Here is a 22,151-nt window from a genome sequence, read left to right as displayed (position 1 = left end):
ACCATGAACCAGAACGAACTCATCAAGCTTTCCGCAGCGGAAGCCGCGGGCAAATTGAACCGAGGCGAGATCACCTCGGAACAACTGACACAGGCGCACCTGGACCACATCGAGGCCACTGAGGGCTCACCCGTCGACGTCGAGGACCGATCACAGGGCAAAACGGGTCTCAATGCATTCCTCAACGTGAGCGCGGAGACGGCCCTTGATGAGGCCCGCCAAGTGGACTCGGACCGTGCGGCGGGCAAAGAGCTGCCGCACTTGGCCGGCGTGCCGATCGCCGTCAAAGACTTGATCGTCACCAAAGGTCAGCCCACCACCGCAGCCTCGCGCATGCTCGAAGGCTGGCTGAGCCCCTACGATGCAACCGTCGTGCGCAAGGTGCGCGAGGCCAGACTTCCTGTTTTGGGCAAGACCAACCTCGACGAATTCGCCATGGGTTCTTCGACCGAGCATTCGGCTTTCGGGAACACTCGCAACCCGTGGGACCTGGACCGAATTCCCGGAGGCTCGGGCGGCGGCTCCGCGGCTGCCGTGAGCGCGTTCCAAGCCCCGTTGGCACTCGGAACGGATACGGGCGGGTCGATTCGCCAGCCCGCATCTGTCACGGGATCCGTCGGCGTCAAACCGACGTACGGATCCGTTTCCCGTTACGGCGTGATCGCCATGGCGTCGTCGTTGGATCAAGTCGGCCCCGTGACGCGCACCGTCCGTGACGCAGCGATGCTGCACGAGGTCATAGGCGGCTACGACGCCCACGATTCGACATCAATCAACGAGCCTGTTGGTCCCTATCTTGCCGAGGCCGAAAAGGGCGCATCGGAAGGCGGGCTCAAGGGCCTCAAGGTCGGCATCGTGAAAGAGCTCACCGGAGAGGGCTTCCAAACCGGTGTTTCCCAGCGGTTCGAGGAATCACTCGACCTTCTGCGAGCGGCCGGGGCGGAAATCGTAGAAATCTCGACCCCCAATTTCAAACACGCTCTCGGCGCCTACTACCTCATCATGGCCTCGGAGGTTTCTTCCAATTTGGCGAAGTACGACGGCGTTCGCTTCGGGCTCCGCGAACTCCCCAAGGAAGACCCGGTCACGATCGAACGGGTCATGTCCGCCACGCGTGCGGCCGGATTCGGCCCGGAAGCCAAGCGCCGCATCATCCTGGGTACGTATGCGCTTTCCGCGGGTTATTACGACGCTTACTACGGTTCGGCCCAAAAGGTCCGCACCTTGGTCCAGCGCGATTTCAAGGACGCATTCGACCAAGTGGACGTGCTGATTTCGCCCACCGCTCCGACAACTGCATTCAAGCTCGGGGAAAAGACCGACGATCCGGTAGCGATGTACCTCAACGACATCGCGACCATCCCGACCAACCTTGCTGGTGTCCCCGCGATCTCGGTTCCGGCTGGGCTGGCGCCGGAAGACGGATTGCCGGTCGGAGTGCAGTTCATGGCCCCCGTCAAGGAAGATGCCCGTCTCTACCGTGCCGGTGCGGGCCTGGAAGCCGCGCTTCAGCAGGAGTGGGGCGGACCGTTGCTCGACAAGCTGCCCAACACAGAGTCCCTCATCGCCGCCCGGACGCAAGGAAGTGCCAAGTAAATGACAGACGAGATTTTGTCCTTCGACGAGGCCATGGCCAAGTACGATCCCGTGCTCGGCTTCGAGGTGCACGTTGAGCTGAACACCAAAACCAAGATGTTCGACGACGCCCCTAACGGCTTCGGGGACGAGCCGAACACGAACATCACCCCGGTTTCGCTGGGCCTCCCGGGGGTTTTGCCCAAGGTCAACGGTGCGGCCGTCGAATCAGCGATCAAACTGGGTCTGGCCCTAGGTTGCGACATCGCACCGGTGAGCCATTTTGCTCGAAAGAACTATTTCTACCCGGATACCCCCAAGAACTTCCAGACCTCGCAGTTCGACGAGCCGATCGCGGAGAACGGATCGGTCGAGGTCGAGCTGGAAGACGGGACCACGTACACGATCGACATCGAGCGCGCCCATATGGAAGAGGACGCGGGCAAACTGAGCCACAAGGGTGGAGCAGGCCGCATCCAGGGTGCCGAGTACTCCCTTGTCGATTACAACCGCTCAGGAGTACCCCTGATCGAGATCGTGACCAGGCCGATTCGTGGTGTGGGGGAGCGCGCCCCGGAACTGGCCAAGGCTTATGTCAAGACCATCCGGGAGATCGTCAAGAACTTGGGAATTTCCGATGCCCGCATGGAACGCGGAAACGTTCGTTGTGACGCCAATGTCTCCTTGATGCCCAAGGGCAGCGATGCACTCGGTACTCGGACCGAGACCAAAAACGTCAACTCGATGCGCGCCGTCGAAAGGGCTGTTCGGTACGAGATCTGCCGGCACGCAGCGGTTCTCGACTCGGGACAGGAGATCGTCCAGGAAACCCGGCACTGGCATGAGGACACGAAACAGACCACCTCGGGTCGCCCCAAGTCCGACGCTGACGACTACCGGTACTTCCCGGAGCCGGATCTGCTTCCCGTCGTGACCAACGAGGAATGGATCGAACGGCTGCGGGCCGAACTTCCGGAGCCGCCGGCCGAGCGTCGTCGCCGCCTGCAAGCGGATTGGGGCTACTCGGACGAGGAATTCCGCGACGTCGTCAACGCCGGCGTGCTGAGCGAAATCGAAGATACCATCGCCGCCGGGGCGAGCGCCCCTGTGGCCCGCAAATGGTGGATGGGTGAGATATCCCGACTTGCCAAGGTTCGTGAGGTCGAACCCGGCGATTTGGGCGCTACCCCGGAGACGGTGGTCGAGCTCGACCGCCTCATCCAAGAGGGCAAAATCAACGACAAGATTGCCCGTCAGGTCCTCGAGTATGTGTTGGACGGGGAAGGGACGCCGACCGAGGTCGTCGAGAAGCGCGAACTTGCGGTCGTCTCTGACGACAGCGCATTGTCGAGCGCCGTCGACGAGGCTCTGGCCGCGATGCCGGACGTCGCGGAGAAGATCCGCGGCGGCAAGGTTCAGGCCGCCGGTGCCGTGGTCGGTCAAGTCATGAAAGCGACTCGGGGCCAGGCGGACGCCGCCCGCGTGCGTGAGCTGATTCTGGAGAAGCTCGGCGTGGAAGGCTAGGTACGGAAATCCACAGCAAAGGGCCCGGCCGGCTCATCGCCTGATGTTCCGGCCGGGCCATTTGCGCATTTGCCCGAGATTCAGCTTTGGATCCCCAGGCAATTCAATAGGAACGAGTACTCCCACGCGGTGTCTTCCCACCTACGGTATCGGCCAGAGCCGCCCCCGTGGCCGCCGTCCATTTCGATGCGAAGCATCACGGGCGCCTGACTCGTGGTCGCCTCGCGCAACTTCGGCACCCACTTCGCCGGCTCCACGTACAGCACTCGTGTGTCATTCAGACTGGTCACGGCCGCTATTGGCGGGTACGGGGCTGCGTGGACGTTCTCATAGGGAGCGTAGGAGACCATGTATTCGTAGACTTCGCGGTCTTCGATCGGATTGCCCCACTCCTCCCATTCCAGAGCGGACAGTGGAAGCTCGGGATCGCTGATGCTCGTCACGGGGTCCACAAACGGAACCGCAGCCAGGATTCCCGAGTATTTTTCTGGCGCCATGTTCACGATCGCCCCCATCAAGAGGCCCCCGGCAGAACCGCCGGACGCCGCAATCCGATGCCCGTCCGCCCATGGTTGGGCGGCCACGTGATCGGTCACGGCAATGAAATCCGTGAACGTATTGATCTTCTGAAGCTTTTTGCCGTGCACATACCAGTCGCGCCCCAACTCGCCGCCTCCGCGCACGTGAGCCACCACGAAGACGACGCCGCGATCCAAGAGGCTCAGCCGGGACACCGAAAAGCCCGGATCAGAGCTCGACTCGTACGAGCCGTAGCCGTATTGGATGACGGGATGGGCAGATTCCAGGTCGAGATCGGCGCGGTGAATCACCGAGACCGGAATTCGAGTGCCATCCGATGCCGTCGCCCATTCGCGATGGGCGACGTAATCCTCCGCACGGAAACCGCCCAGAACCGGAGTCTGCTTCCGGAGTTCGAGTTCACCCGTGACCGGGAAATAATCGTACTGGCGCCACGGCGTGACGTACGAAATATAGCCCAAACCCACGACGGGTGAGTGCAGGGCCATCGAGGTGATCTTGGCGGTGTACAGCTCTTCACCCGAAAACGGCTCGACCAGAGACGGCAAACTGCCCCCACGAACCGACGAATCGATCTCGGCGAGGTCCATGAGCGCGACCTTCTCCAGTCCGTCCTCCCGGAGGCTCAGCGCCATGTGCGTTTCGTTGAAATGGAAACCGTTGAGGCGGCGCGTTTCGGAAGTCGGGATGAGGACCTTCCATGCGGACCGCAACTGAGTCATTGTCGCCGCCCCGAAGGCGGTTTCATAATCCACGACGCTGAGTTCGCCGTTCTGGGCCTCGTGGTCGTGGCACAGCAGGATGTACCGTTGCCCGCCCAATTCGATGGGTTCGGCCGAGTAGAGAATGCGCTCGTCGCGTGGGACGACGACGCGCGATTCAGGCCTCTGTCCTGGGCTCGCGGCCTCCAGCGCTGACAGAGCCAGGAGCCTGGTCTCGTTGTACTCGGAGCACCCGACGTCGATGCACAGGTGCTCCTCGTCTGCCGTGATCTCGGCGCCGAGCCACAGGGCAACATCGTCCTCGTGGTGAAGCACCAGATCCTCGCTCACGGGCGTACCCAAGCGGTGAGAACGCAACTCATACGGACGCCATGACTCGTCGACCAACGTGTAGATCAGATGTGAACCGTTGGGCGTCAAGAAGCCACCCGCGAAGACGTTCTTCACAACGTCGGGGAGCAGACGGTCGTCGGCCAAGTCCTTGACGTACTGGTCGAAGCGTTCATCTCCCGAGTCGTCAACGGAATAGGTCAGGTACCGTCCGTTCTCGGTGACCTGGAAAGCCCCGAGGGAAAAGAACGGCAGACCCTCGGCCATGGTGTTGCAATCGAGGATAACCTGTTCGCCGTCGAGAGGTTCGTCGACCGGGACCTCGGGAGGCGTCCATTCCGTCCGTTGATCGCCTGTACGACGAGCCGGAACACGGCAGAAGATCGCGTAGTTCTGGCCTTCTCTGGTCCGCCGGAAGTACCACCAGTCGCCCAGGCGGTTCGGAACGGAAAGATCGGTTTCCAGGGTCCGTGACTTGATCTCGCCGAAAATCGCGGAACGCAGTTTCCCGAGGCCCGAGGTCAACGACTCCGCATAGTCGTTCTCCGCCTTGAGATGCTCAATCACCTCGGGGTTTTCCTTGTCACGGAGCCACTCGTAGTTGTCCACGAACTCATGCCCGTGCATCGTACGAGTAGTCGGGCTCTTGCGGGTCTCCGGAGCCTCGGCGTCGGTGTTCCAGGTGGGGCGCGGGGCCTCTCGGGATTCTGCTGAAGTCATGCCTTCCACCTTACTGACGAGGGCGCAATTCGCGGGGCCGTCGCCCCAGTGGCTGGGGTTGCCCCTAGCGAACGGCCGGCGGCTCAGAGCCCCGGCGAGTCCGGCGCGTCAGCGGGTAGGTGACGGCCAGGAACACGAGCCATACGGCACCGATGACCAAGGAAACTCTGGTGTCCTCGAAGAAACCGAGCAGCACGACGACGCCGATCATAAAGGCGAGTGCGAGCCATGACGCGACCGGCCATAGGGGAGTGGGAAACTTCGACGGGCCGACGCCTTGGGCCTTGCGCCGGCGCCGCATCGCCAAGTGCGTCACAAGAATCATGACCCAGACCAAGACGGTCGCAAACGTCACCAGAGTCGCGATGTAGAGAAAAGCGTTCTCGAAAAAATGATTGACGAGGACCCCGACGATGAGCACCAGCCCCATGGCCGCAACCGTCATGGTCGGGGTTCCGCGTGAGGAAACACGGTTGAAGGACCGCGGCGCGAGCCCTCTCTGAGCGAGTCCGTACAACATGCGGCCGGCACCGTAAATATCCGAATTGATCGCGGAGACGGCAGCGGTCAGGACCACGACGTTGAGAATATGGGCCGCCGCGGGGATACCCAGGCCGGAAAATATCTGAACGAAGGGTGAGCCTTCATTGCCGATGTTCCCCCACGGATACAAGGACATAATGACGCCCATGGTCAGAACGTAGAAGAGGAGGATGCGTACGGGGACGGTGTTGATGGCTCCCGGAATCGACTTCTCGGGGTCCTCGGCTTCGCCAGCGGTGATTCCGATGTTCTCGACGCCTCCGAAAGCGAACATGACCACGGTGAAGCACGCGAGGAAGCCGGAGAACCCATTCGGAAAGAACCCGCCCTGCTCCCAGAGATTGGTCACGGACGGCTCGACTTCCTGGTGGAGCTGGATGCCGAAGACAATCAGCGCGAGCCCACCCACGATCATCGCAACGATGGCGCCCACCTTGATCAGCGTCAGCCAGAACTCGACTTCCCCATAAACCTTCACCTTGGTCAGGTTGATGGCCATGATGATCGCGACGACCGAGACGATCCAGATCCAGCTGGGCGTGTCCGGGAACCAGAACCGCATGTACAAGGAGAACGCCGTGACATCCGCGACCGCAACCAGGGCCATTTCGAATGCGAAGCTCCACCCGGTGACGAATCCGGCCCACCGGCCAAGGTATTCAGTCGCGTATTCCGAAAAGGAACCCGGAACGGGGTGGACCATGGCCATCTCTCCCATGGCACGCATGACCATAAATACCGCGGCGCCACCGACGATGTAAGCCAACAGGACCGACGGGCCCGCGAACTGTATCGCGTCCGCGGAGCCGAGAAACAGCCCGGTTCCTATAGCCGAACCCAACGCAATGAACCGGATATGTCGCAGAGTCAGCCCGCGTTTGAGCGCAGATTCCCCGCCGAGCACGACGTCGTCCGCGCGCGAAGTTTCGGTAACTTGATCTGAGGGGTCCTGTTCCTGATTCAAGGCAGTCCTTCGAGAGCTCGACGATGCATGCGCCCCGTCCTGGCGGAGCGGGCCATGAGCCAGATTACGCAATGGCCCACTCCGCGTCATAAATGTCACGGCGTTTCATGTAAGCGTAGTTTCCGTCTCCTACTTGACGTGTCGGTCGGCCGTAGGAAAACCTGGATATGGGTCAAGAGAGCCAGTGACAAGCCCCAGCTTGCTGGCCGGCAACCCTCCAACCGCGGTGGGGTGCCCTGGGTGAGGACCTGGTGATCGCGAACAACGCGATCACAAGCGCGGGCGCGGTGTGCCCGGTCGTCACGAAGAGTGAGACTCGTATTCCCCGGTGAACCAGAGGGTTCCGGGTCGACCCGGGTGCTCGCTTTTGCGAGACGATCGGTCGCTCCATGCCCTTGATTCAACAGGAGCAGAATATGACCACGGCCTCTCACAGCCTTCCGACTCCTTCCAGCCCGCAGGGATGGAAGTTCGAGACACAACAGATTCACGCGGGCCAAGAGCCCGATTCTGCAACCGGTGCACGGGCTCTTCCGATCTATCAGACCACATCGTTTGTGTTCGACAACGCCGAACAGGCCGCAAACCGCTTCGGGCTCAAAGAACTCGGTCCCATCTATTCACGCCTGACGAATCCGACCCAGGAGGTCGTCGAGAATCGCATTGCTGCCCTCGAAGGAGGCGTCGGAGCGCTCCTCGTGGCTTCAGGGCAAGCGGCCATCACGATCGCGATCCTCAATACGGCGCAGGCCGGTGACCACATCGTCGCCAGCCCGAGCCTCTATGGCGGCACGTACAATCTCCTCAAGCACACCTTGGGTGCATACGGTATCGAAACGACCTTCGTGGAAGATTTCGACGATCCCGAGGCCTGGCGCGCGGCGGTCAAACCGAATACCAAAGCCTTCTACGGGGAAACCGTTCCGAATCCTCGCAGTGACGTCTTCGACATCGAAACTCTCGCGAACCTTGCCCACGAGGTCGGGGTACCGCTGATCGTGGACAACACGGTTCCCACCCCATACCTGGTGCGCCCCTTCGAGTGGGGTGCCGACGTCGTCGTGCACTCCGCAACCAAGTACCTCGGCGGCCACGGCAACAGCATGGGCGGAGTGATCGTGGACTCCGGTCGATTCGACTACTCGAAGTACCCGGAGCGATACCCGCAATTCAATACGCCGGATCCGAGCTATCACGGCTTGGTGTTCGCCGAGGACTTGGGGCCAAACGGGGTCTTCGGAGTCAATCTCTCCTACATCCTGCGTGCTCGTGTCACGCTTCTGCGCGACCTCGGTTCGTCGATCTCACCGACCAACGCCTTCAATATTTCCGTCGGCCTGGAGACCCTGTCCCTCCGCGTGGAACGCCATGTCGACAACGCGCTAAAGGTCTCTCGGTGGCTCGAAGCGCGTCCCGAAGTCACCCGAGTGCACTATGCGGGGCTCGAATCGTCGCAATGGTACGAGCGAGGGAAGAAATACGCTCCGAACGGGGTGGGCGCGATCGTCGGATTCGAACTCGAAGGCGGCTCCGAACCGGCACAGGCCTTTGTGGACTCCCTCGTGCTCCACTCGAACGTCGCGAACATCGGAGACGTGCACTCGTTGGTCATTCACCCGGCCTCGACCACGCACTCCCAGCTCTCCGAGGACGAGCTGCGTGCAGCAGGGGTCGCGCCGGGATTCGTGCGTCTGTCCGTGGGACTCGAGCACATCGACGACATTGTGGCCGATCTCGAACACGGCTTCGACTCGCTGGCAGCCGCGGAGAGCCCGCAGTCCTCGACCGAGACGGTGTCGGCTAAGTACTGAGGAAACTGGACAAGGAGAAAATGTGACGATCGTTGGCACCGGGGCTCGGAAGGCTCAGACCAGGGGAGACGGAGTAGTCAATTACTACGACGTCGGAGACCTCCTGGTCGATTCGGGGTCCGTAATCCCTGATGCGACTCTCGCATACGAAACGTGGGGGACCCTCAACGAGGACGCCTCGAATGCGGTTCTGGTGTTGCATGCCCTCACCGGGGACACGCACGCGGCCCACGGGTACGCGGAGGACGACGCCAGCGACCTCGAACGTCGTGCCGCCGAAGAAGAAGGCTGGTGGGAAGGGCTCATAGGCCCTGGTGCTGCGATTGACACGGACCAATTCTTTGTGGTCTGTCCCAATATCATCGGCGGCTGTTACGGTTCGACCGGGCCGTCGTCGCCCGCACCGACATCGATCGATCCGGAACGGAACCCGTGGGGGTCGCGCTTCCCGCTGATCACCATCCGCGATTCGGTCCGGGCAGAAGCCGTGCTCGCGGACGGGCTCGGCATCGACCGGTGGTCGTTGGTCATCGGGGGGTCGATGGGCGGCGCAAGGGCGATCGAATGGGCAGTGACTTTTCCGGACCGCGTTCGGCACTGTGCCGTGATCGCCTCCGGGGCCGAGTCCACGGCCGAGCAGCTCTCGTGGGGCCAAGCCCAGACGCTCGCGATTCGGCAGGACCCCAATTTCGCCGGGGGCGATTACTATTCGGGGATCTTCCCCGTCGACGGCCTCGGACTGGCCCGGCGCATCGCGCACATCACTTATCGATCGGCCACCGAGTTACACTACCGCTTCGGCCGGCACCCTCAGGACGACGAGGACCCCACGGGGCCCTGCGTGAACCGGCGCGGTCGGTACAGGGTCGAAAGCTATCTCGACCATCAAGCATCCAAATTGGCCGGTCGATTCGACGCGAACTCATATCTGTACGTCAATGACGCTCTGATGAGCCACGATGTTTCCCGCGGCCGAGGTTCTCTCAAAGAGGCGCTCGCGCGTTCTACCTGCGGATGGACGATCGTGGCGGTGGACTCCGATCGGTTGTTCTACCCCAAAGAATCCGAGATGCTCGCCCACGCCCTGCCGCAGCCCGTTGAGGTCGGGTACATTAGCTCTCCCAGCGGGCACGATGGATTTCTGATCGAAACCTCTCAGATCAGCAAATTCCTGCGTGACGGTGATGCATTGAAAGGTGCGGTCCTCGGATAGCTGATGCGGCGTGGGCGGTGTCTGTGAGAAGCTCCCGGCCATGCATAGGATGGGAATTATGACTCAAAATCCCGTCGTCGAATTCTCCCGTCCCGAAGCCGAACGTCCCGGAACACACCTCGTGCTCATGCTTCACGGGTACGGATCCCATGAGAAGGACCTCCTTGGACTTCTCCCCGCCCTGCCCGAAGAAGGCTTCACCTACGCGGCCATGAGGGCGCCGGGAGCCATGCCCGGCGGAATGCCGGGCTACAGCTGGTTCGAGCTCCAAGGCACGTTCGGGGAAGACATCACCGCCGACGCTGAGGAAGTCGAGAGGGCCGCTGCCGACGTGATCGCCTGGATCGATGAGGCATCATCCGACTACGCGGATGTCACACTGTTCGGATTCTCTCAAGGTATGGCGATCGCCAGCTCGGTGATTCGCCATCGACCGGACTTGGCCTGCGCCGTCGTCGGACTGTCTGGGTTCGTGCTCGATTCGGCAGACGAATTCTTCGACGACGCCGCCCTCGCAGCCTCTTCGCCGCGTATACCGTTCTTCTACGGGCGAGATCAGGAGGATCCCGTGATCCCCGCCGATATGGTCGCGTTCAATCTCGATTGGCTTCGCGATCACACCGATGTGACCAAAGTGCTTTATGCCGGGATGGGCCACGGCGTGAGCAATCAGGAGATCAAACACGTCTCCGAGTTCCTGTGCCACGTCCTCCGGTAGCGTCCCTTTTCTCACGAACCTGCGCGTTGATGAGGGGAAACGGCGAGTAGTGTGTCGGGCATGACAAATATGATGATGGTGCGAGTTCCCGAAGCCAATAAGAATTTCGAAATCGTCAACGTCCCTATCCCGGAGCCGCGTGCCGGCCAGGTTCGTGTCAAAGTCCACGCGTGCGGGGTCTGCCATTCGGATGCATTCACTGTGGCCGGGGCGATGGGCAATGAGTTTCCGCGGTCGCCCGGTCATGAGATCGCGGGCGAAATTGATGCCGTCGGTGATGGCGTCACCGCGTGGTCTCCCGGTCAGAGAGTCGGGGTCGGCTGGTTCGGTGGCTGTGATTTTACGTGTGAAGCGTGCCGTCGCGGTGACTTCGTTTCGTGTGAGAACGGCGAAATCCCGGGGATCCACTACGACGGAGGCTACGCGGAATACGCCGTCGTGCCGGCGGAAGCGCTCGCTTCGATACCGGACGACCTCTCTGACGTCGATGCGGCTCCGTTGCTTTGTGCTGGAGTGACCACTTTCAATGCATTGCGGAAATCCTCCGCCAGACCGGGCGACGTCGTCGCGGTCCTGGGCGTCGGAGGCCTCGGCCACCTGGCAGTTCAGTACGCCGCGAAAATGGGGTTCGAAACCGTCGCGATTGCTCGGGGTACAGCGAAGAAGGACCTCGCCCTCGAGCTCGGTGCTCATCATTACATCGACTCCACCTCAACCGATCCGGCCGAAGAGCTCAACAAGCTCGGTGGTGCGAATGTGGTGTTGGCCACCGTGACGGCGCCGGATGCCATGACCGCGGTCCTGAGCGGCCTCAAACCCCGGGGCGAGCTCATGGTCGTCGGTGCTTCAGCCGATCCGATGCAGATTCCGCCCTTCGCATTGATCCCAGGATCCCTCGCCGTACAGGGTCACGCATCCGGAACTTCTCAGGACTCCGAAGACGCCATGCGTTTCAGCGTTCTGACAGGGGTCAACGCCCAGATCGAAACCGTTCCCCTCGCGAAGGCCCAGTCTGCCTTCGACAAAATGATGGCCGGTGACGCCAGGTTCCGCATGGTCCTGACCATGGACTCCTAGCCGGCGGCGGGGGAATCTTCCCGCTCAATGCGGATTGTGACCTCTCCGAGTGCAACGGTGTCGCCCGGATGCAGCTGCTTCCCGCGCTGGAATTCGGGCTCACCGTTGACGAAGACGTGGCCCTCGGCGATGATTTCCCGTGCCTCAGCGCCATCCTCCACGAGGCTCGCGAATTTCAGTAATTGGCCTAGTCGAATCATGTCTTCACGAATTTCGACTGGCTGAGCGTCTTGAGTGGTCATGCGCATGAGTCTATCGGCACGCACTAGGAGGGCGACTATTACCGTCTTTTTCCGGGCCGCTGTCCTCTGACGAGAGGCCGTGCCGTTCGGCGCCGAAACCGAAACCCGTCCCAGCGTCGCGAACCGGTAGGCTGGTAGGCGAATCAAGCCCTTGCACGCGTCGCAAACCGGCGGCGCGCGACGACTAATGGAGTGAACAATACCTATGGCACCAAAGTCCACGCTGGATAACGTCATCACGCTGGCCAAACGCCGCGGATTCGTTTTTCAGGCCGGTGAGATCTACGGCGGTTCCCGGTCGGCGTGGGACTACGGCCCGCTCGGAGCCGAGCTGAAGGAAAACATTCGCCAACTCTGGTGGCAGAACTTCGTGCGATCGCGCGAGGACATGGTCGGGTTGGACTCTTCGATTATTCTGCCCACGCCCGTGTGGGAAGCGTCGGGCCACGTCGAGACGTTCACCGACCCGCTGGTCGAATCGCTCCACACCCATCGGCGTTACCGTGCCGACCACCTGATCGAGGCCTACGAGAAGAAGCATGGTCATCCGCCGGCCAATGGCCTCGCGGACATCAACGATCCGGAGACTGGCCAGCCAGGGAATTGGACAGAACCGCAACAGTTCTCGGGTCTGATGAAGACTTACCTGGGAGCCGTTGACAACGAGGAAGGTCTCCACTTCCTCCGTCCAGAAACCGCGCAAGGCATATTCGTCAACTTCAACAATGTGGTGACTGCTTCTCGCAAGCGCCCGCCGTTCGGAATCGGCCAGATCGGCAAGGCCTTCCGTAACGAGATCACGCCGGGCAACTTCATCTTCCGGACCCGCGAGTTCGAACAGATGGAGATTGAATTCTTCACGCACCCTGATGACGCCCCCAAGTACTTCGAGACCTGGGTCGAGGACTGCTGGAACTGGTTCGTGGACCTCGGCATCAACCCGGACAACATGAGGAAGTTCGACGTCCCCGAAGACGACCGCGCGCATTACTCCGCCGGGACCATCGACATCGAATACAAGTTCGGTTTCCAGGGCAATGAGTGGGGCGAACTCATGGGTGTGGCCAACCGCACCGACTACGACCTCGGTGTCCACAACGAACATTCCAATACGCGTCTGGAGTACTTCGACCAGGGTACGGGACAGCGTTACGTTCCGTACGTGATCGAGCCGTCCTTCGGACTGACCCGCTCGATGATGGCTTTCTTGGTCGACGCTTACACCGAGGACGAAGCGCCCAATACCAAGGGTGGCGTGGATACCCGCACTGTCCTCAAATTGGATCCGCGCCTTGCGCCGGTCAAGGCCGCGGTCTTGCCGTTGTCCAAGAAAGAGACGCTGACTCCGACCGCGGAGAAGCTCGCCTCGGATCTGCGGAAGAACTGGAACGTCGACTTCGACACGTCCGGCGCGATCGGTCGCCGTTATCGCCGCCAGGATGAGATCGGAACGCCGTTCTGCATCACTGTGGACTTCGAGACTCTCGAAGACAACGCCGTCACGATTCGTGAGCGGGACTCCATGGCTCAAGAGCGCGTCAGCTTGGACCAGGTCAAGTCCTACCTCGCGGGACAGCTGATCAAATAACTCAAGGGAGAGCGGTATGGCGGACTACACGATCCGTGGGTGGCAAGAGGGCGACGACCTGCAGTTGATGCAGATCTGGCCCGATGCCGACAATATTCAGGCCTCCGTTTTCCGCGCGAAGCTGGGGCCGGATGGCGAGCAACCGTGGCAACGGACTGTCGTCGCCGAACACGACGGCGTTCCCGTCGCCGCCGGGACGGTCTACGAGACCTCGCTGCATTCGTCCCGGCTGTGGGCCTACATCGAGGTCGCGCCTGACCATCGGAGGTTCGGCCTGGGAAAGCGTCTTCTCGAGGCGCTTCGGGAAGCGGCGCAAACTGCCCCGTCGGGCATCACGGCGTTGCGTACCAAGATTGTGCCCGAGACTTCTGGTGCCGGTTTCGCCCAGTGGGCCGGGCTCGGCTCAATCCAGCGGACCCGAATGATCCGAGTCGAGGCCGGGGCCCTTCCCCAACGGCCTTTGCGAGTCGACGGTGACGGCAACCTCGATCAAGCCATCGAAGACTTGGCGACAGGGTCGCTTGAGCTGACCCAGGCCGTCTGGGACTTCTACCGTCGAGTCCATGATTGGGACCCGCCGGCCGAGCAGTCCTTGGGTCGGGTCAACAGGCTGTTCCTCTCCGACGAAGCGGAAGCATACGGCGCAATCGTGATGCGGGACGGCGTACTGGAGGCCCAAAAGAACGGGTCAAAAGCTCCGATTGCCGCTTTTGCGGTCAGCTACCGTGCCTTGGACGCCGACGCCCCTGGGCGCGAGGTATCCGATGAGGAGGCGACCGAGGTTCTCCTCGGCTACGACCTCGATCGAGTCCGCTCGGGTGAAGACGTCGAACAGTTGCTCGCACTGCTCGTGGCCCAGTACCCCGTGGTCATTGAAGTAGACGATTCGATGCGCATTCTCACGGAACTGGTTGAAGCTCTCCTCCACAGGGGAACGGCTAGCGTCGAGGAAGAGGCCCTCGTGGTCGCGGACCATTAGGTCGCGGTACCCCGGGGAACAGGATGGACGATCTGCGCGTTGAACGTATTTTGCGCGCCGTGGAGTGTGTTCCCACCGGCCGCGTAGCGACCTACGGTCTCATCGGTCGGATCGTAGGAGAGTCTCCGCGCGTCGTCGGAAATGTTCTCGCGCGGTGGGGCTCTTCCGTGCCCTGGTGGCGTGTCGTCAATGCCCAAGGCGTCATCCCCGGGCACGGTGGGGAGGCCTACGACCATTGGGTTCGGGAGGATTTGCTCGACCTGGCTACCGCCCGCCCGGATCGCTCGGGAGCGGGCGGCGTCGTCCGGGTCCGGGTCAGAACCTTGTTGGCCGAGGAAAGCTGCTTGCGCCTGGCCTGGGCCCGCGCGATCAAGAACCTCGACGATGAAGGCCCCGCCGACCCTGGAACAGCTGCCGGCTAGTTGGTCAGGACGTTCGCTGGCCAGGTGTAGGCCATGACCCCGCCGTCCACGGTGATGGTTTCGCCGGTCACGAAGGAAGAGTCGTCGGAGGCGAGAAAAGCCACGACGGCAGCGACTTCTTCCGGCTTGCCGAGTCGTTCGAGCGGAGTGACGCGGGCCTGCTGCTCCCGGAAACTCTTGCCCTCGGCGTCGGCGCCGCCCACCAGCTCGTCCACGAGAGGGGTCTCGATGGTTCCTGGACAGACCGCATTGGCGCGAATGTTCCGAGAGCCGTAATCCGTGGCGGTGGCCCGAGTAAAGTTCACAACCCCGCCCTTGGCGGCGTTGTACCCGGAGCGGTCGGCATCTGCGGCGAGCCCCGAGAAGGACGCCATATTGACGATCGCGCCCTTGCCCGTGGCGAACATCAGGGGAACGAGGTACTTCGTCATGAGGAACGTTCCTCTGAGATCCACGGCGATTATTTTGTCGAAAAGCTCCGTGGGATATTCGTGGACCTTCCCGCCTTTGTTGTCCACCCCGGCATTGTTGATCAGCGCGTCTACGGTGCCCCACGTTTTGCCGAGTTCAGAAGCCAGACTCTTGACGGCTTCTTCGTCCGAGATGTCCACGACGTGGGTCTGTGCCTCGGCCCCGGTTTCTCGCACCGAGTCAGCAGTCTTGGCCAATTCATCGGAATTGACATCAACGAGGGCCAGGGTTGCTCCTTCTTCACCCAAACGGCGGGCCGATGCCTGTCCAATTCCGGTGGCCGCTCCCGTGATGACGACCCGGCGGTTCTGAAATCGTTGCATGGTCTGTCCTTCTTCAAGAGGGGACTGGCTCCTCGCCAGACCGGGAACGTCCCGGCACTCCAACCGTAGAAAGTCGACCGATCAACCGTCGAGACCTGTGGCCGAATTCATCGCAGGGACGAATAGAATACCTAAATCAAGTATGTTCGGCGAAAGCCACGCGGAGGAGACCTGAGTGAATACCACCGGTACAGGAATTTCGGGACCCAGCCAGGCCGAGATCGCCGAGGGGCGGCGAGCCTATGATCTTGACCGTGAGCATGTGTTCCATTCTTGGTCCGCACAGGCGGCTTTGAAACCGATGACCGTGACGAAAACCGAAGGCCCTTTCGTCTGGGACGGGGAAGGACGCAGACTGCTCGATTTCTCGTCCCAAATGGTCAACACCAATATCGGCCACCAGCACCCAGCGGTGGTGCAGGCCATCCGGGACCAGGCGGAGAAGATCTGCACGATCGCACCTTCCCACGTCAACCCGGCCCGCTCCGAGGCGGCGCGGCTTATCGCCGAACTCGCGCCGGGCGATCTGAACCATATTTTCTTCACCAACGGAGGAGCGGATGCGAATGAGCACGCGATCCGGATGGCCCGGCTGCACACCGGCCGCCGCAAGGTGCTCTCCGCCTACCGGAGCTACCACGGTGGGACGGAACTTGCGGTCAATGTGACGGGGGACCCCCGGCGATTCGCGAACGATCACGGCGACGCGGGCGTCGCGCACTTCATGCCGGCCTATCCGTACCGTTCCTACTTCAATTCCACCAGCGAGACCGAAGAGACAGAGCGAGCACTGCGGCATCTGGAGGACGTGATTCTGCTCGAGGGCCCGCAGACAATCGCAGCCATCATCCTGGAAACAGTTCCCGGAACGGCCGGAATATACTTGCCCCCGCCCGGATATCTGCAGGGCGTGCGCGAACTGGCCGACCGATATGGAATTGTCTACATAGCCGACGAAGTGATGGCCGGGTTCGGCCGCACCGGCGCCTGGTTCGCGGTCGAGCACTGGGATGTTCGTCCCGACCTCATGACCTTCGCCAAGGGCGTCAATTCCGGTTATGTTCCGCTGGGTGGCGTCGCGATCTCCGAGGTCATTTACCAGACATTTGCGGAACAGCCCTATCCGGGCGGGCTGACGTATTCGGGGCACCCGTTGGCCTGCGCCGCTGCGGTGGCCACCATTGAGGCCATGACCTCCGAGAAGATGGTCGACAACGCTGCGCACCTGGGGACCGACATCTTTGGGCCGGGTCTGCAGAAGATCGCCGAAAGACATCCATCGGTTGGAGACGTGCGGGGCCTTGGCTGTTTTTGGGCGATCGAATTGGTCAAGAACCGCGAGACCAAGGAGCCGTTGGCCGAATACGGAGGCTCCTCACCCGAAATGAACGAGCTGATCGGCGCTCTCACGGCGGCCGGCATGCTGCCGTTCGCCAACTTCAACCGCATACACATCGCGCCCCCGTTGAACCTGACGGACGAGCAAGCGCGGGAAGGACTCGAGATCATCGACACGGCGTTGACTGTGGCGGACGCGCACACCCTCTGACGCCGTCATAGGGGTAGGCGAGGCGGAACCTGTGGGCGTTCCGGCAGCCGTCCGAGCGCCCGGTAGTGCGATCTCACCCTGGGAGTCCAGCCGAGACCGCGCACGAACACCTCCGACTGTGAGAAAATTGGCCCGTGACTACAGCAATTCCCACACGTCTCGCATTGCCTCCGCTTCAGCTCGGCCACCTCACGGTGGACGTGCCGGTGGTCCTTGCGCCCATGGCGGGCGTGACCAACAGGTCTTTCCGGAGACTTTGCCGGGAATACGGTGGGGGGCTGTACGTGACGGAGATGGTGACCGCCCGGGCGCTGGCCGAGCGACGCCCGGAATCGTTGCGCATCATCGAGCACGACGAGGACGAAAAGATCCGTTCGATCCAGATCTACGGAGTGGACGCCGTCAACGTCGGAAAAGCCGTGCGGATGGTCGCGGAGGAGGGACGTGCTGACCACATCGACCTCAATTTCGGGTGTCCCGTTCCCAAAGTCACCAAAAACGGTGGCGGCTCGGCCCTGCCGTGGAAAACCGACCTCTTCGAAGCGATTGTGACAACCGCGGTACGGGAGGCCTCACGTGGCGAAATCCCGGTGACGGTCAAGATGCGCAAAGGCATAGACGACGAGCACATCACGTTCCTCGACGCTGCAAAGACCGCCCGTGATGCCGGGGTAGCCGCGATTGCCCTGCACGGACGTACGGCGGCCCAGCACTATTCGGGCCAGGCCGATTGGGATTCCATCGCCGAACTCCGAGAAGCGATCCCGGATGTTCCGGTCCTCGGAAACGGGGACATCTGGTCCGCAGAGGACGCTGCGCGCATGGTCGAGCAGACGGGAGTCGACGGCGTCGTCATCGGGCGCGGATGCCAAGGACGACCGTGGCTTTTCGGCGATCTGCAAGCGGCCTTCGAGGGTCGGGAAGACCGATTCCGCCCGGGTGTCGCGGAGGTTGCCCAGATCATCTACCGTCATGCCGAATTGCTCGTAGAGACCTTCGGCGAAGAGCACCGCGGCATGCGCGAGATCCGCAAGCACATCGCGTGGTACTTCAAGGGGTACCCCGTGGGCGGGGAACTGCGGGCGCAGATGGCCCAGGTCGAGCGCCTTGAACAGTTCCGTGAATTGCTGGGCCAGCTGGATCTGTCCTTGCCGTATCCGGGTGCCGACGTTGAAGGGCCTCGTGGGCGCGCGGGTTCGCCCAAGAAGCCGCATCTGCCCGACGGCTGGCTCGACTCTCGAATTCTCGGCGATGCCGAACGCTTGGGCCTCGCTGACGCGGAGCTCGATATCTCGGGAGGCTGATATCGTGCGGCTTGCGGTGTTGTTGTGGACAAACACCGTGCATCCGCGGAATCGCGCGGTACTGTGGGGTTTGTTCGATTTCTCCGACAAAGGTGCACGCGTCCATGTCTTCCCCGACTGAACCGAATCAGCCCGGCTACTCGCCGCGCGATGCAGACCGGTGGTTGCCGGAGCACCACAAAAACCTCTACCGGAGTCAGTTCGAGCGCGATCGGGCGAGGGTTCTCCATTCCTCGGCCCTGCGCCGCCTGGGCTTCAAAACCCAGGTCGTCTCGCCGAGTTCGGACGACTTCATCCGCACCCGCCTGACGCACTCGCTCGAGGTCGCCCAGGTGGGTCGAGAGGTGGGGCGCATGATCGGCTGCGACCCGGACGTCGTCGACGCCGCATGCCTGGCCCACGATCTGGGGCACCCGCCCTTCGGACATAATGGAGAGGCCGCCCTGGACGTGATCGCGGCACAAGCAGGCGGATTCGAAGGCAACGCCCAGACCCTTCGCCTCCTGAGCCGACTCGAGCCCAAAGTGATCATGCCCGATGGCCACTCCGCGGGCCTGAATCTGACCCGCGCTTGTCTCGACGCCGCGTGCAAATACCCGTGGACCAAGGAAGACGCACCGGTCACCAACGGTCGCAAGAGCCGGAAATTCGGTGTCTACGAGGATGACCTGCCTGTCTTCGAATGGTTCCGGGACGGCGCACCTCCAGGCCAGAAATGCTTGGAAGCCCAGGTCATGGACCTCGCCGACGATATTTCCTATTCCGTTCACGACGTCGAGGACGCCGTCTTCGGGGGTCATGTGCAGTTGGGGTGGATGGATCGACCAGCGGAACGCGATCGGGTCATGACATGGACCCAGCGCTGGTACATGCCGGATACCGACCCTGAGGAACTCGAAGCCGCGCTGGTGCGGCTTCAGCATCTGGACGAGTGGCTGCCCCTGATGACCGGAACGCGGGCATCGATGGCGGCTCTCAAGGCGCTGACGAGCCGACTCATTGGGCGGTTCGCGGGAGAGGCCATTGCGGCGACCCGTGCGGAGTACGGCCAGGGCAATTTGACCCGTTATGATGCCCAGTTGCGTATTCCGCGGGACACCCTCACGGAGATCGCGGTCATGAAGGGGATCGCTACCGCATACGTCATGGCAGTCAGGGATCAGGGACCTTTGTACGAGAATCAGCGCGAAATGCTTGCCGTGCTGGTCGAGGCTCTCATGGATACCGACGGACTCTTCCTTGACCCTGTGTTCGCTGCGGATTGGCGGGAGACGGATCGGCAGGATGAGGCTGGTCGGTTGCGGTTGGTCGTCGACCAGGTTGCATCGCTCACAGATTCCTCGGCCGTACGCCTTCACGACCGCATCACCGGATTGAATTGGCGCATCGGAGACAAGCCTCTGTGGTGAATCCTCCACGGTCGGAGAATTCGCGCGACGACGATTTGTCAGGCCGGATAAACTGGCCCTTGTGGCTGGTTTGATTCGACGCGAGGACATAGACGAGGTGCGCTCTCGCACCGACATCCGAGAGGTTGTCGAAGGCTACGTCACGCTCAAATCCGCGGGCATCGGCTCTTACAAAGGACTGTGCCCTTTTCACGACGAGCGGACCCCTTCATTCCATGTCCGCCCCCAAATGGGTACCTACCACTGCTTCGGGTGCGGTGAGTCGGGCGACGTCATCTCCTTCCTCATGGAGATGGATCACACCTCTTTCTCCGAGACGGTCGAGCGGCTGGCGGCTCGTATCGGTTTCGAATTGCACTATGAACAGGGCACCGGCCCGACTCGGGAAGAGAAGGGGCGTCGGCAGCGTCTCATCGACGCGCACAAAATTGCACAGGAATTCTTCGAGAAAGCCTTGTACACCCGTCAAGCCTCGGTTGCCCAGAATTTCTTGGGTGGTCGCGGGTTCGACGGAGAGGCCGCCCGGAAATTCGGCATCGGTTATGCACCGCAGGGCTGGTCGAATCTGCTCAAACACCTTCGGGATCGGGGATACACCGACGAAGAGCTCAAAGCCACCGGAATGTTTTCAGAGGGGCAGAGAGGCCTGTACGACCGTTTCCGAGGTCGTCTGATCTGGCCTATCCGAAACATCACGGGGGAGACCATAGGTTTTGGCGCCCGAAGACTTTTCGAGGATGACAAAGGTCCCAAATACCTCAACACGCCGGAAACGCAGCTCTACAAGAAGTCCCAAGTTCTCTACGGGATCGACCTTGCCAAACGAAAAATCGCCCAGGGAAAGCAGATCGTCGTCGTCGAGGGGTACACCGACGTGATGGCCGCGCACCTGGCAGGTATCGAAACAGCCGTCGCGACGTGCGGTACCGCATTCGGAACGGAGCACATCAAGATCGTGCGACGTCTATTGGGGGACGACGGAAGCGGTGGAGAAGTGGTGTTCACTTTCGACGGGGACGAAGCCGGGCAGAAGGCGGCCCTCCACGCTTTCCAAGAGGATCAGCGGTTCACCGCACAAACCTACGTGTGCGTTGCACCTGACGGGATGGATCCGTGCGACTTGCGGCTCAAGCGGGGGGACAGAGCCGTTCGGGACCTGCTCAAGGCCAAGCGTCCCCTCTTCGAATTCGCGATACGGGTTACGCTCCGGGATTATGACCTGGAGAGCATCGAAGGTCGTATACGCGCGATGCGTGTGGTCGCGCCCATGGTGGCCTCGATTCGGGACTCGGGGCTTCGGCAGGCCTACCAACGCGAGGTTTCTCGCTGGATCGGCGTCGACCTGCAGGAGCTCGACGGGGCAGTCCGCGCGGCGGCCAGGCAGCCGGCGGAGCGACGTCAAGAAGAGATTCAGGCCGCGTCCGCCGAGCACGAAACGGTTCCCGGGCCCGAGGCAGAGATGCCGGATTACAGGAACGATGCCGCAGCCCGCCGGGAGAAGCAGGCTCTCGAAGTGCTGGTCCAGGTGCCTGACTTAGTCGAACAGTCGCAATGGGAAGCCCTCGGCTCTATCAGAGTGCGGTACCGGATTCACCATGAGATCCTGCGAGGGGTCCTGGCGGCTCACGAAGACACCGAGACCGCCCCCGGCACCCGTTGGATCAATGGCATCCGCAACCACACTCACGATGCCGCACACCCCTTATTGGCGGAGCTGACTGTGGCTCCTTTGCCGGCCACGACGCAACGGCAGCTCGAGAACCATGCCGTGTCGATTCTGAACAGGCTGCTGGCGCAAGAGCTGAGCGTCCGACAACGAGACAAGGTGCGTGAGCTCGAACGGGTTGATTCCGTGGTCGAGGCAGAGCGTTTTCGGAGCATCCAGCGGGAGATCCTCGACCTCGAGGCCAAGCGTCGGCAGTTGTCCGAGGTTCGGTGACCAGCGTCACTCGCATGCGGTTTTGCGTCCCAGCGGCGAACGCTGTAAAGTCTAATGCTGTTGCGGACGTTGACAAACGTTCGGTAGCGGTCCCCCGTAGCTCAATTGGCAGAGCATTCGACTGTTAATCGAAGGGTTACTGGTTCGAGTCCAGTCGGGGGAGCAGTGGCCATCGCATGTGCGGTGTG

17 protein-coding genes, 1 tRNA gene and 1 riboswitch are annotated in these 22,151 nt (G+C 61.8%); of the genes, 14 read left to right on the top strand and 4 right to left on the bottom strand.

Annotation, left to right across the window (positions count from 1 at the left end):
- Positions 1-3 precede the first annotated feature (3 nt).
- Both gatA and gatB read left to right on the top strand, forming a co-directional pair.
- Positions 4-1,596: an Asp-tRNA(Asn)/Glu-tRNA(Gln) amidotransferase subunit GatA gene (gene gatA, locus EWR20_RS10680; RefSeq protein WP_129360839.1), complete on the top strand. Its 1,593-nt coding sequence runs from the start codon at positions 4-6 to the stop codon at positions 1,594-1,596.
- Positions 1,597-3,099, top strand: coding sequence for an Asp-tRNA(Asn)/Glu-tRNA(Gln) amidotransferase subunit GatB (gene gatB, locus EWR20_RS10675; protein ID WP_129360658.1), 1,503 nt, complete (start codon positions 1,597-1,599; stop codon positions 3,097-3,099).
- Positions 3,100-3,179: 80 nt separating this feature from the next.
- Here gatB and EWR20_RS10670 read toward each other — a convergent pair whose 3' ends face one another.
- The gene (locus EWR20_RS10670) at positions 3,180-5,411 is read right to left on the bottom strand and encodes a S9 family peptidase (protein WP_129360657.1); all 2,232 of its coding nucleotides are present in this window, start codon (positions 5,409-5,411) and stop codon (positions 3,180-3,182) included.
- Between the two features lie 64 nt (positions 5,412-5,475).
- Entirely contained in the window at positions 5,476-6,858 is a 1,383-nt protein-coding gene (locus tag EWR20_RS10665; RefSeq protein ID WP_238147731.1) for an amino acid permease, read from the bottom strand.
- A 230-nt stretch (positions 6,859-7,088) separates the two neighbouring features.
- Positions 7,089-7,203, top strand: a riboswitch (SAM riboswitch).
- A gap of 131 nt (positions 7,204-7,334) precedes the next feature.
- Between EWR20_RS10665 and EWR20_RS10660 the strand changes: the two genes are divergently transcribed.
- From EWR20_RS10660 to EWR20_RS10645, 4 genes are read left to right on the top strand one after another with little or no spacing between them, the layout of a single operon-like run.
- Positions 7,335-8,729 (top strand): bifunctional o-acetylhomoserine/o-acetylserine sulfhydrylase, encoded by a 1,395-nt coding sequence (locus tag EWR20_RS10660; protein WP_129360656.1) that lies wholly within the window; start codon positions 7,335-7,337, stop codon positions 8,727-8,729.
- A 22-nt stretch (positions 8,730-8,751) separates the two neighbouring features.
- Positions 8,752-9,942, top strand: coding sequence for a homoserine O-acetyltransferase MetX (gene metX, locus EWR20_RS10655; RefSeq protein WP_238147708.1), 1,191 nt, complete (start codon positions 8,752-8,754; stop codon positions 9,940-9,942).
- A 58-nt stretch (positions 9,943-10,000) separates the two neighbouring features.
- Complete coding sequence (locus tag EWR20_RS10650; RefSeq protein ID WP_129360655.1) at positions 10,001-10,660, top strand: alpha/beta hydrolase; 660 nt, start codon at positions 10,001-10,003, stop codon at positions 10,658-10,660.
- 60 nt (positions 10,661-10,720) lie between these two features.
- Positions 10,721-11,737, top strand: coding sequence for an alcohol dehydrogenase (locus tag EWR20_RS10645; protein ID WP_165001020.1), 1,017 nt, complete (start codon positions 10,721-10,723; stop codon positions 11,735-11,737).
- Here EWR20_RS10645 and EWR20_RS10640 read toward each other — a convergent pair.
- Entirely contained in the window at positions 11,734-11,979 is a 246-nt protein-coding gene (locus tag EWR20_RS10640; protein WP_129360654.1) for an RNA-binding S4 domain-containing protein, read from the bottom strand. The two genes, EWR20_RS10645 and EWR20_RS10640, sit on opposite strands and share 4 nt — an antisense overlap.
- Positions 11,980-12,184: 205 nt before the next feature.
- Between EWR20_RS10640 and EWR20_RS10635 the strand changes: the two genes are divergently transcribed.
- From EWR20_RS10635 to EWR20_RS10625, 3 genes are read left to right on the top strand one after another with little or no spacing between them, the layout of a single operon-like run.
- The gene (locus EWR20_RS10635) at positions 12,185-13,567 is read left to right on the top strand and encodes a glycine--tRNA ligase (protein WP_129360653.1); all 1,383 of its coding nucleotides are present in this window, start codon (positions 12,185-12,187) and stop codon (positions 13,565-13,567) included.
- Between the two features lie 16 nt (positions 13,568-13,583).
- A complete protein-coding gene (locus tag EWR20_RS10630) occupies positions 13,584-14,546 on the top strand; it encodes a GNAT family N-acetyltransferase (RefSeq protein WP_129360652.1) in 963 nt (320 codons plus the stop codon).
- Positions 14,547-14,569: 23 nt separating this feature from the next.
- On the top strand, positions 14,570-14,968 hold the full coding sequence (locus tag EWR20_RS10625; RefSeq protein ID WP_129360651.1) for an MGMT family protein: 399 nt from the start codon (positions 14,570-14,572) through the stop codon (positions 14,966-14,968).
- On the opposite strand, the gene EWR20_RS10620 is transcribed toward EWR20_RS10625, so the two are convergent.
- Positions 14,965-15,762, bottom strand: coding sequence for an SDR family oxidoreductase (locus tag EWR20_RS10620; RefSeq protein ID WP_129360650.1), 798 nt, complete (start codon positions 15,760-15,762; stop codon positions 14,965-14,967). The two genes, EWR20_RS10625 and EWR20_RS10620, sit on opposite strands and share 4 nt — an antisense overlap.
- A gap of 175 nt (positions 15,763-15,937) precedes the next feature.
- Here EWR20_RS10620 and EWR20_RS10615 point away from each other — a divergent pair, with 175 nt between their 5' ends.
- The 5 genes from EWR20_RS10615 (at position 15,938) to EWR20_RS10595 (ending at position 22,126) form a co-directional block, all read left to right on the top strand.
- The gene (locus EWR20_RS10615) at positions 15,938-17,311 is read left to right on the top strand and encodes an aspartate aminotransferase family protein (protein ID WP_129360649.1); all 1,374 of its coding nucleotides are present in this window, start codon (positions 15,938-15,940) and stop codon (positions 17,309-17,311) included.
- A gap of 134 nt (positions 17,312-17,445) precedes the next feature.
- Complete coding sequence (dusB, locus tag EWR20_RS10610; protein WP_129360648.1) at positions 17,446-18,615, top strand: tRNA dihydrouridine synthase DusB; 1,170 nt, start codon at positions 17,446-17,448, stop codon at positions 18,613-18,615.
- 104 nt (positions 18,616-18,719) lie between these two features.
- A complete protein-coding gene (locus EWR20_RS10605; RefSeq protein WP_129360647.1) occupies positions 18,720-20,024 on the top strand; it encodes a deoxyguanosinetriphosphate triphosphohydrolase in 1,305 nt (434 codons plus the stop codon).
- 61 nt (positions 20,025-20,085) lie between these two features.
- The gene (gene dnaG, locus EWR20_RS10600) at positions 20,086-21,963 is read left to right on the top strand and encodes a DNA primase (protein ID WP_129360646.1); all 1,878 of its coding nucleotides are present in this window, start codon (positions 20,086-20,088) and stop codon (positions 21,961-21,963) included.
- A gap of 90 nt (positions 21,964-22,053) precedes the next feature.
- A tRNA-Asn gene (locus EWR20_RS10595) sits at positions 22,054-22,126 on the top strand.
- The last annotated feature ends 25 nt before the right edge of the window (positions 22,127-22,151 follow it).

The organism is Rothia uropygioeca (assembly GCF_004136585.1).
GTDB lineage: Bacteria > Actinomycetota > Actinomycetes > Actinomycetales > Micrococcaceae > Rothia.
The sequence above is the reverse complement of the archived record's forward strand: the minus strand, read 5'-3'. Positions and strand labels throughout refer to the sequence as shown.

Bases quoted from the DNA above. Each gene is read 5' to 3' on its own strand.
- gatA (WP_129360839.1), top strand. From the start codon at position 4: ATGAACCAGAACGAACTCATCAAGCTTTCCGCAGCGGAAGCCGCGGGC.
- gatB (WP_129360658.1), top strand. From the start codon at position 1,597: ATGACAGACGAGATTTTGTCCTTCGACGAGGCCATGGCCAAGTACGAT.
- EWR20_RS10670 (WP_129360657.1), bottom strand. From the start codon at position 5,411: ATGACTTCAGCAGAATCCCGAGAGGCCCCGCGCCCCACCTGGAACACC.
- EWR20_RS10660 (WP_129360656.1), top strand. From the start codon at position 7,335: ATGACCACGGCCTCTCACAGCCTTCCGACTCCTTCCAGCCCGCAGGGA.
- EWR20_RS10650 (WP_129360655.1), top strand. From the start codon at position 10,001: ATGACTCAAAATCCCGTCGTCGAATTCTCCCGTCCCGAAGCCGAACGT.
- EWR20_RS10645 (WP_165001020.1), top strand. From the start codon at position 10,721: ATGACAAATATGATGATGGTGCGAGTTCCCGAAGCCAATAAGAATTTC.
- EWR20_RS10640 (WP_129360654.1), bottom strand. From the start codon at position 11,979: ATGACCACTCAAGACGCTCAGCCAGTCGAAATTCGTGAAGACATGATT.
- EWR20_RS10635 (WP_129360653.1), top strand. From the start codon at position 12,185: ATGGCACCAAAGTCCACGCTGGATAACGTCATCACGCTGGCCAAACGC.
- EWR20_RS10630 (WP_129360652.1), top strand. From the start codon at position 13,584: ATGGCGGACTACACGATCCGTGGGTGGCAAGAGGGCGACGACCTGCAG.
- EWR20_RS10625 (WP_129360651.1), top strand. From the start codon at position 14,570: ATGGACGATCTGCGCGTTGAACGTATTTTGCGCGCCGTGGAGTGTGTT.
- EWR20_RS10620 (WP_129360650.1), bottom strand. From the start codon at position 15,762: ATGCAACGATTTCAGAACCGCCGGGTCGTCATCACGGGAGCGGCCACC.
- EWR20_RS10605 (WP_129360647.1), top strand. From the start codon at position 18,720: ATGTCTTCCCCGACTGAACCGAATCAGCCCGGCTACTCGCCGCGCGAT.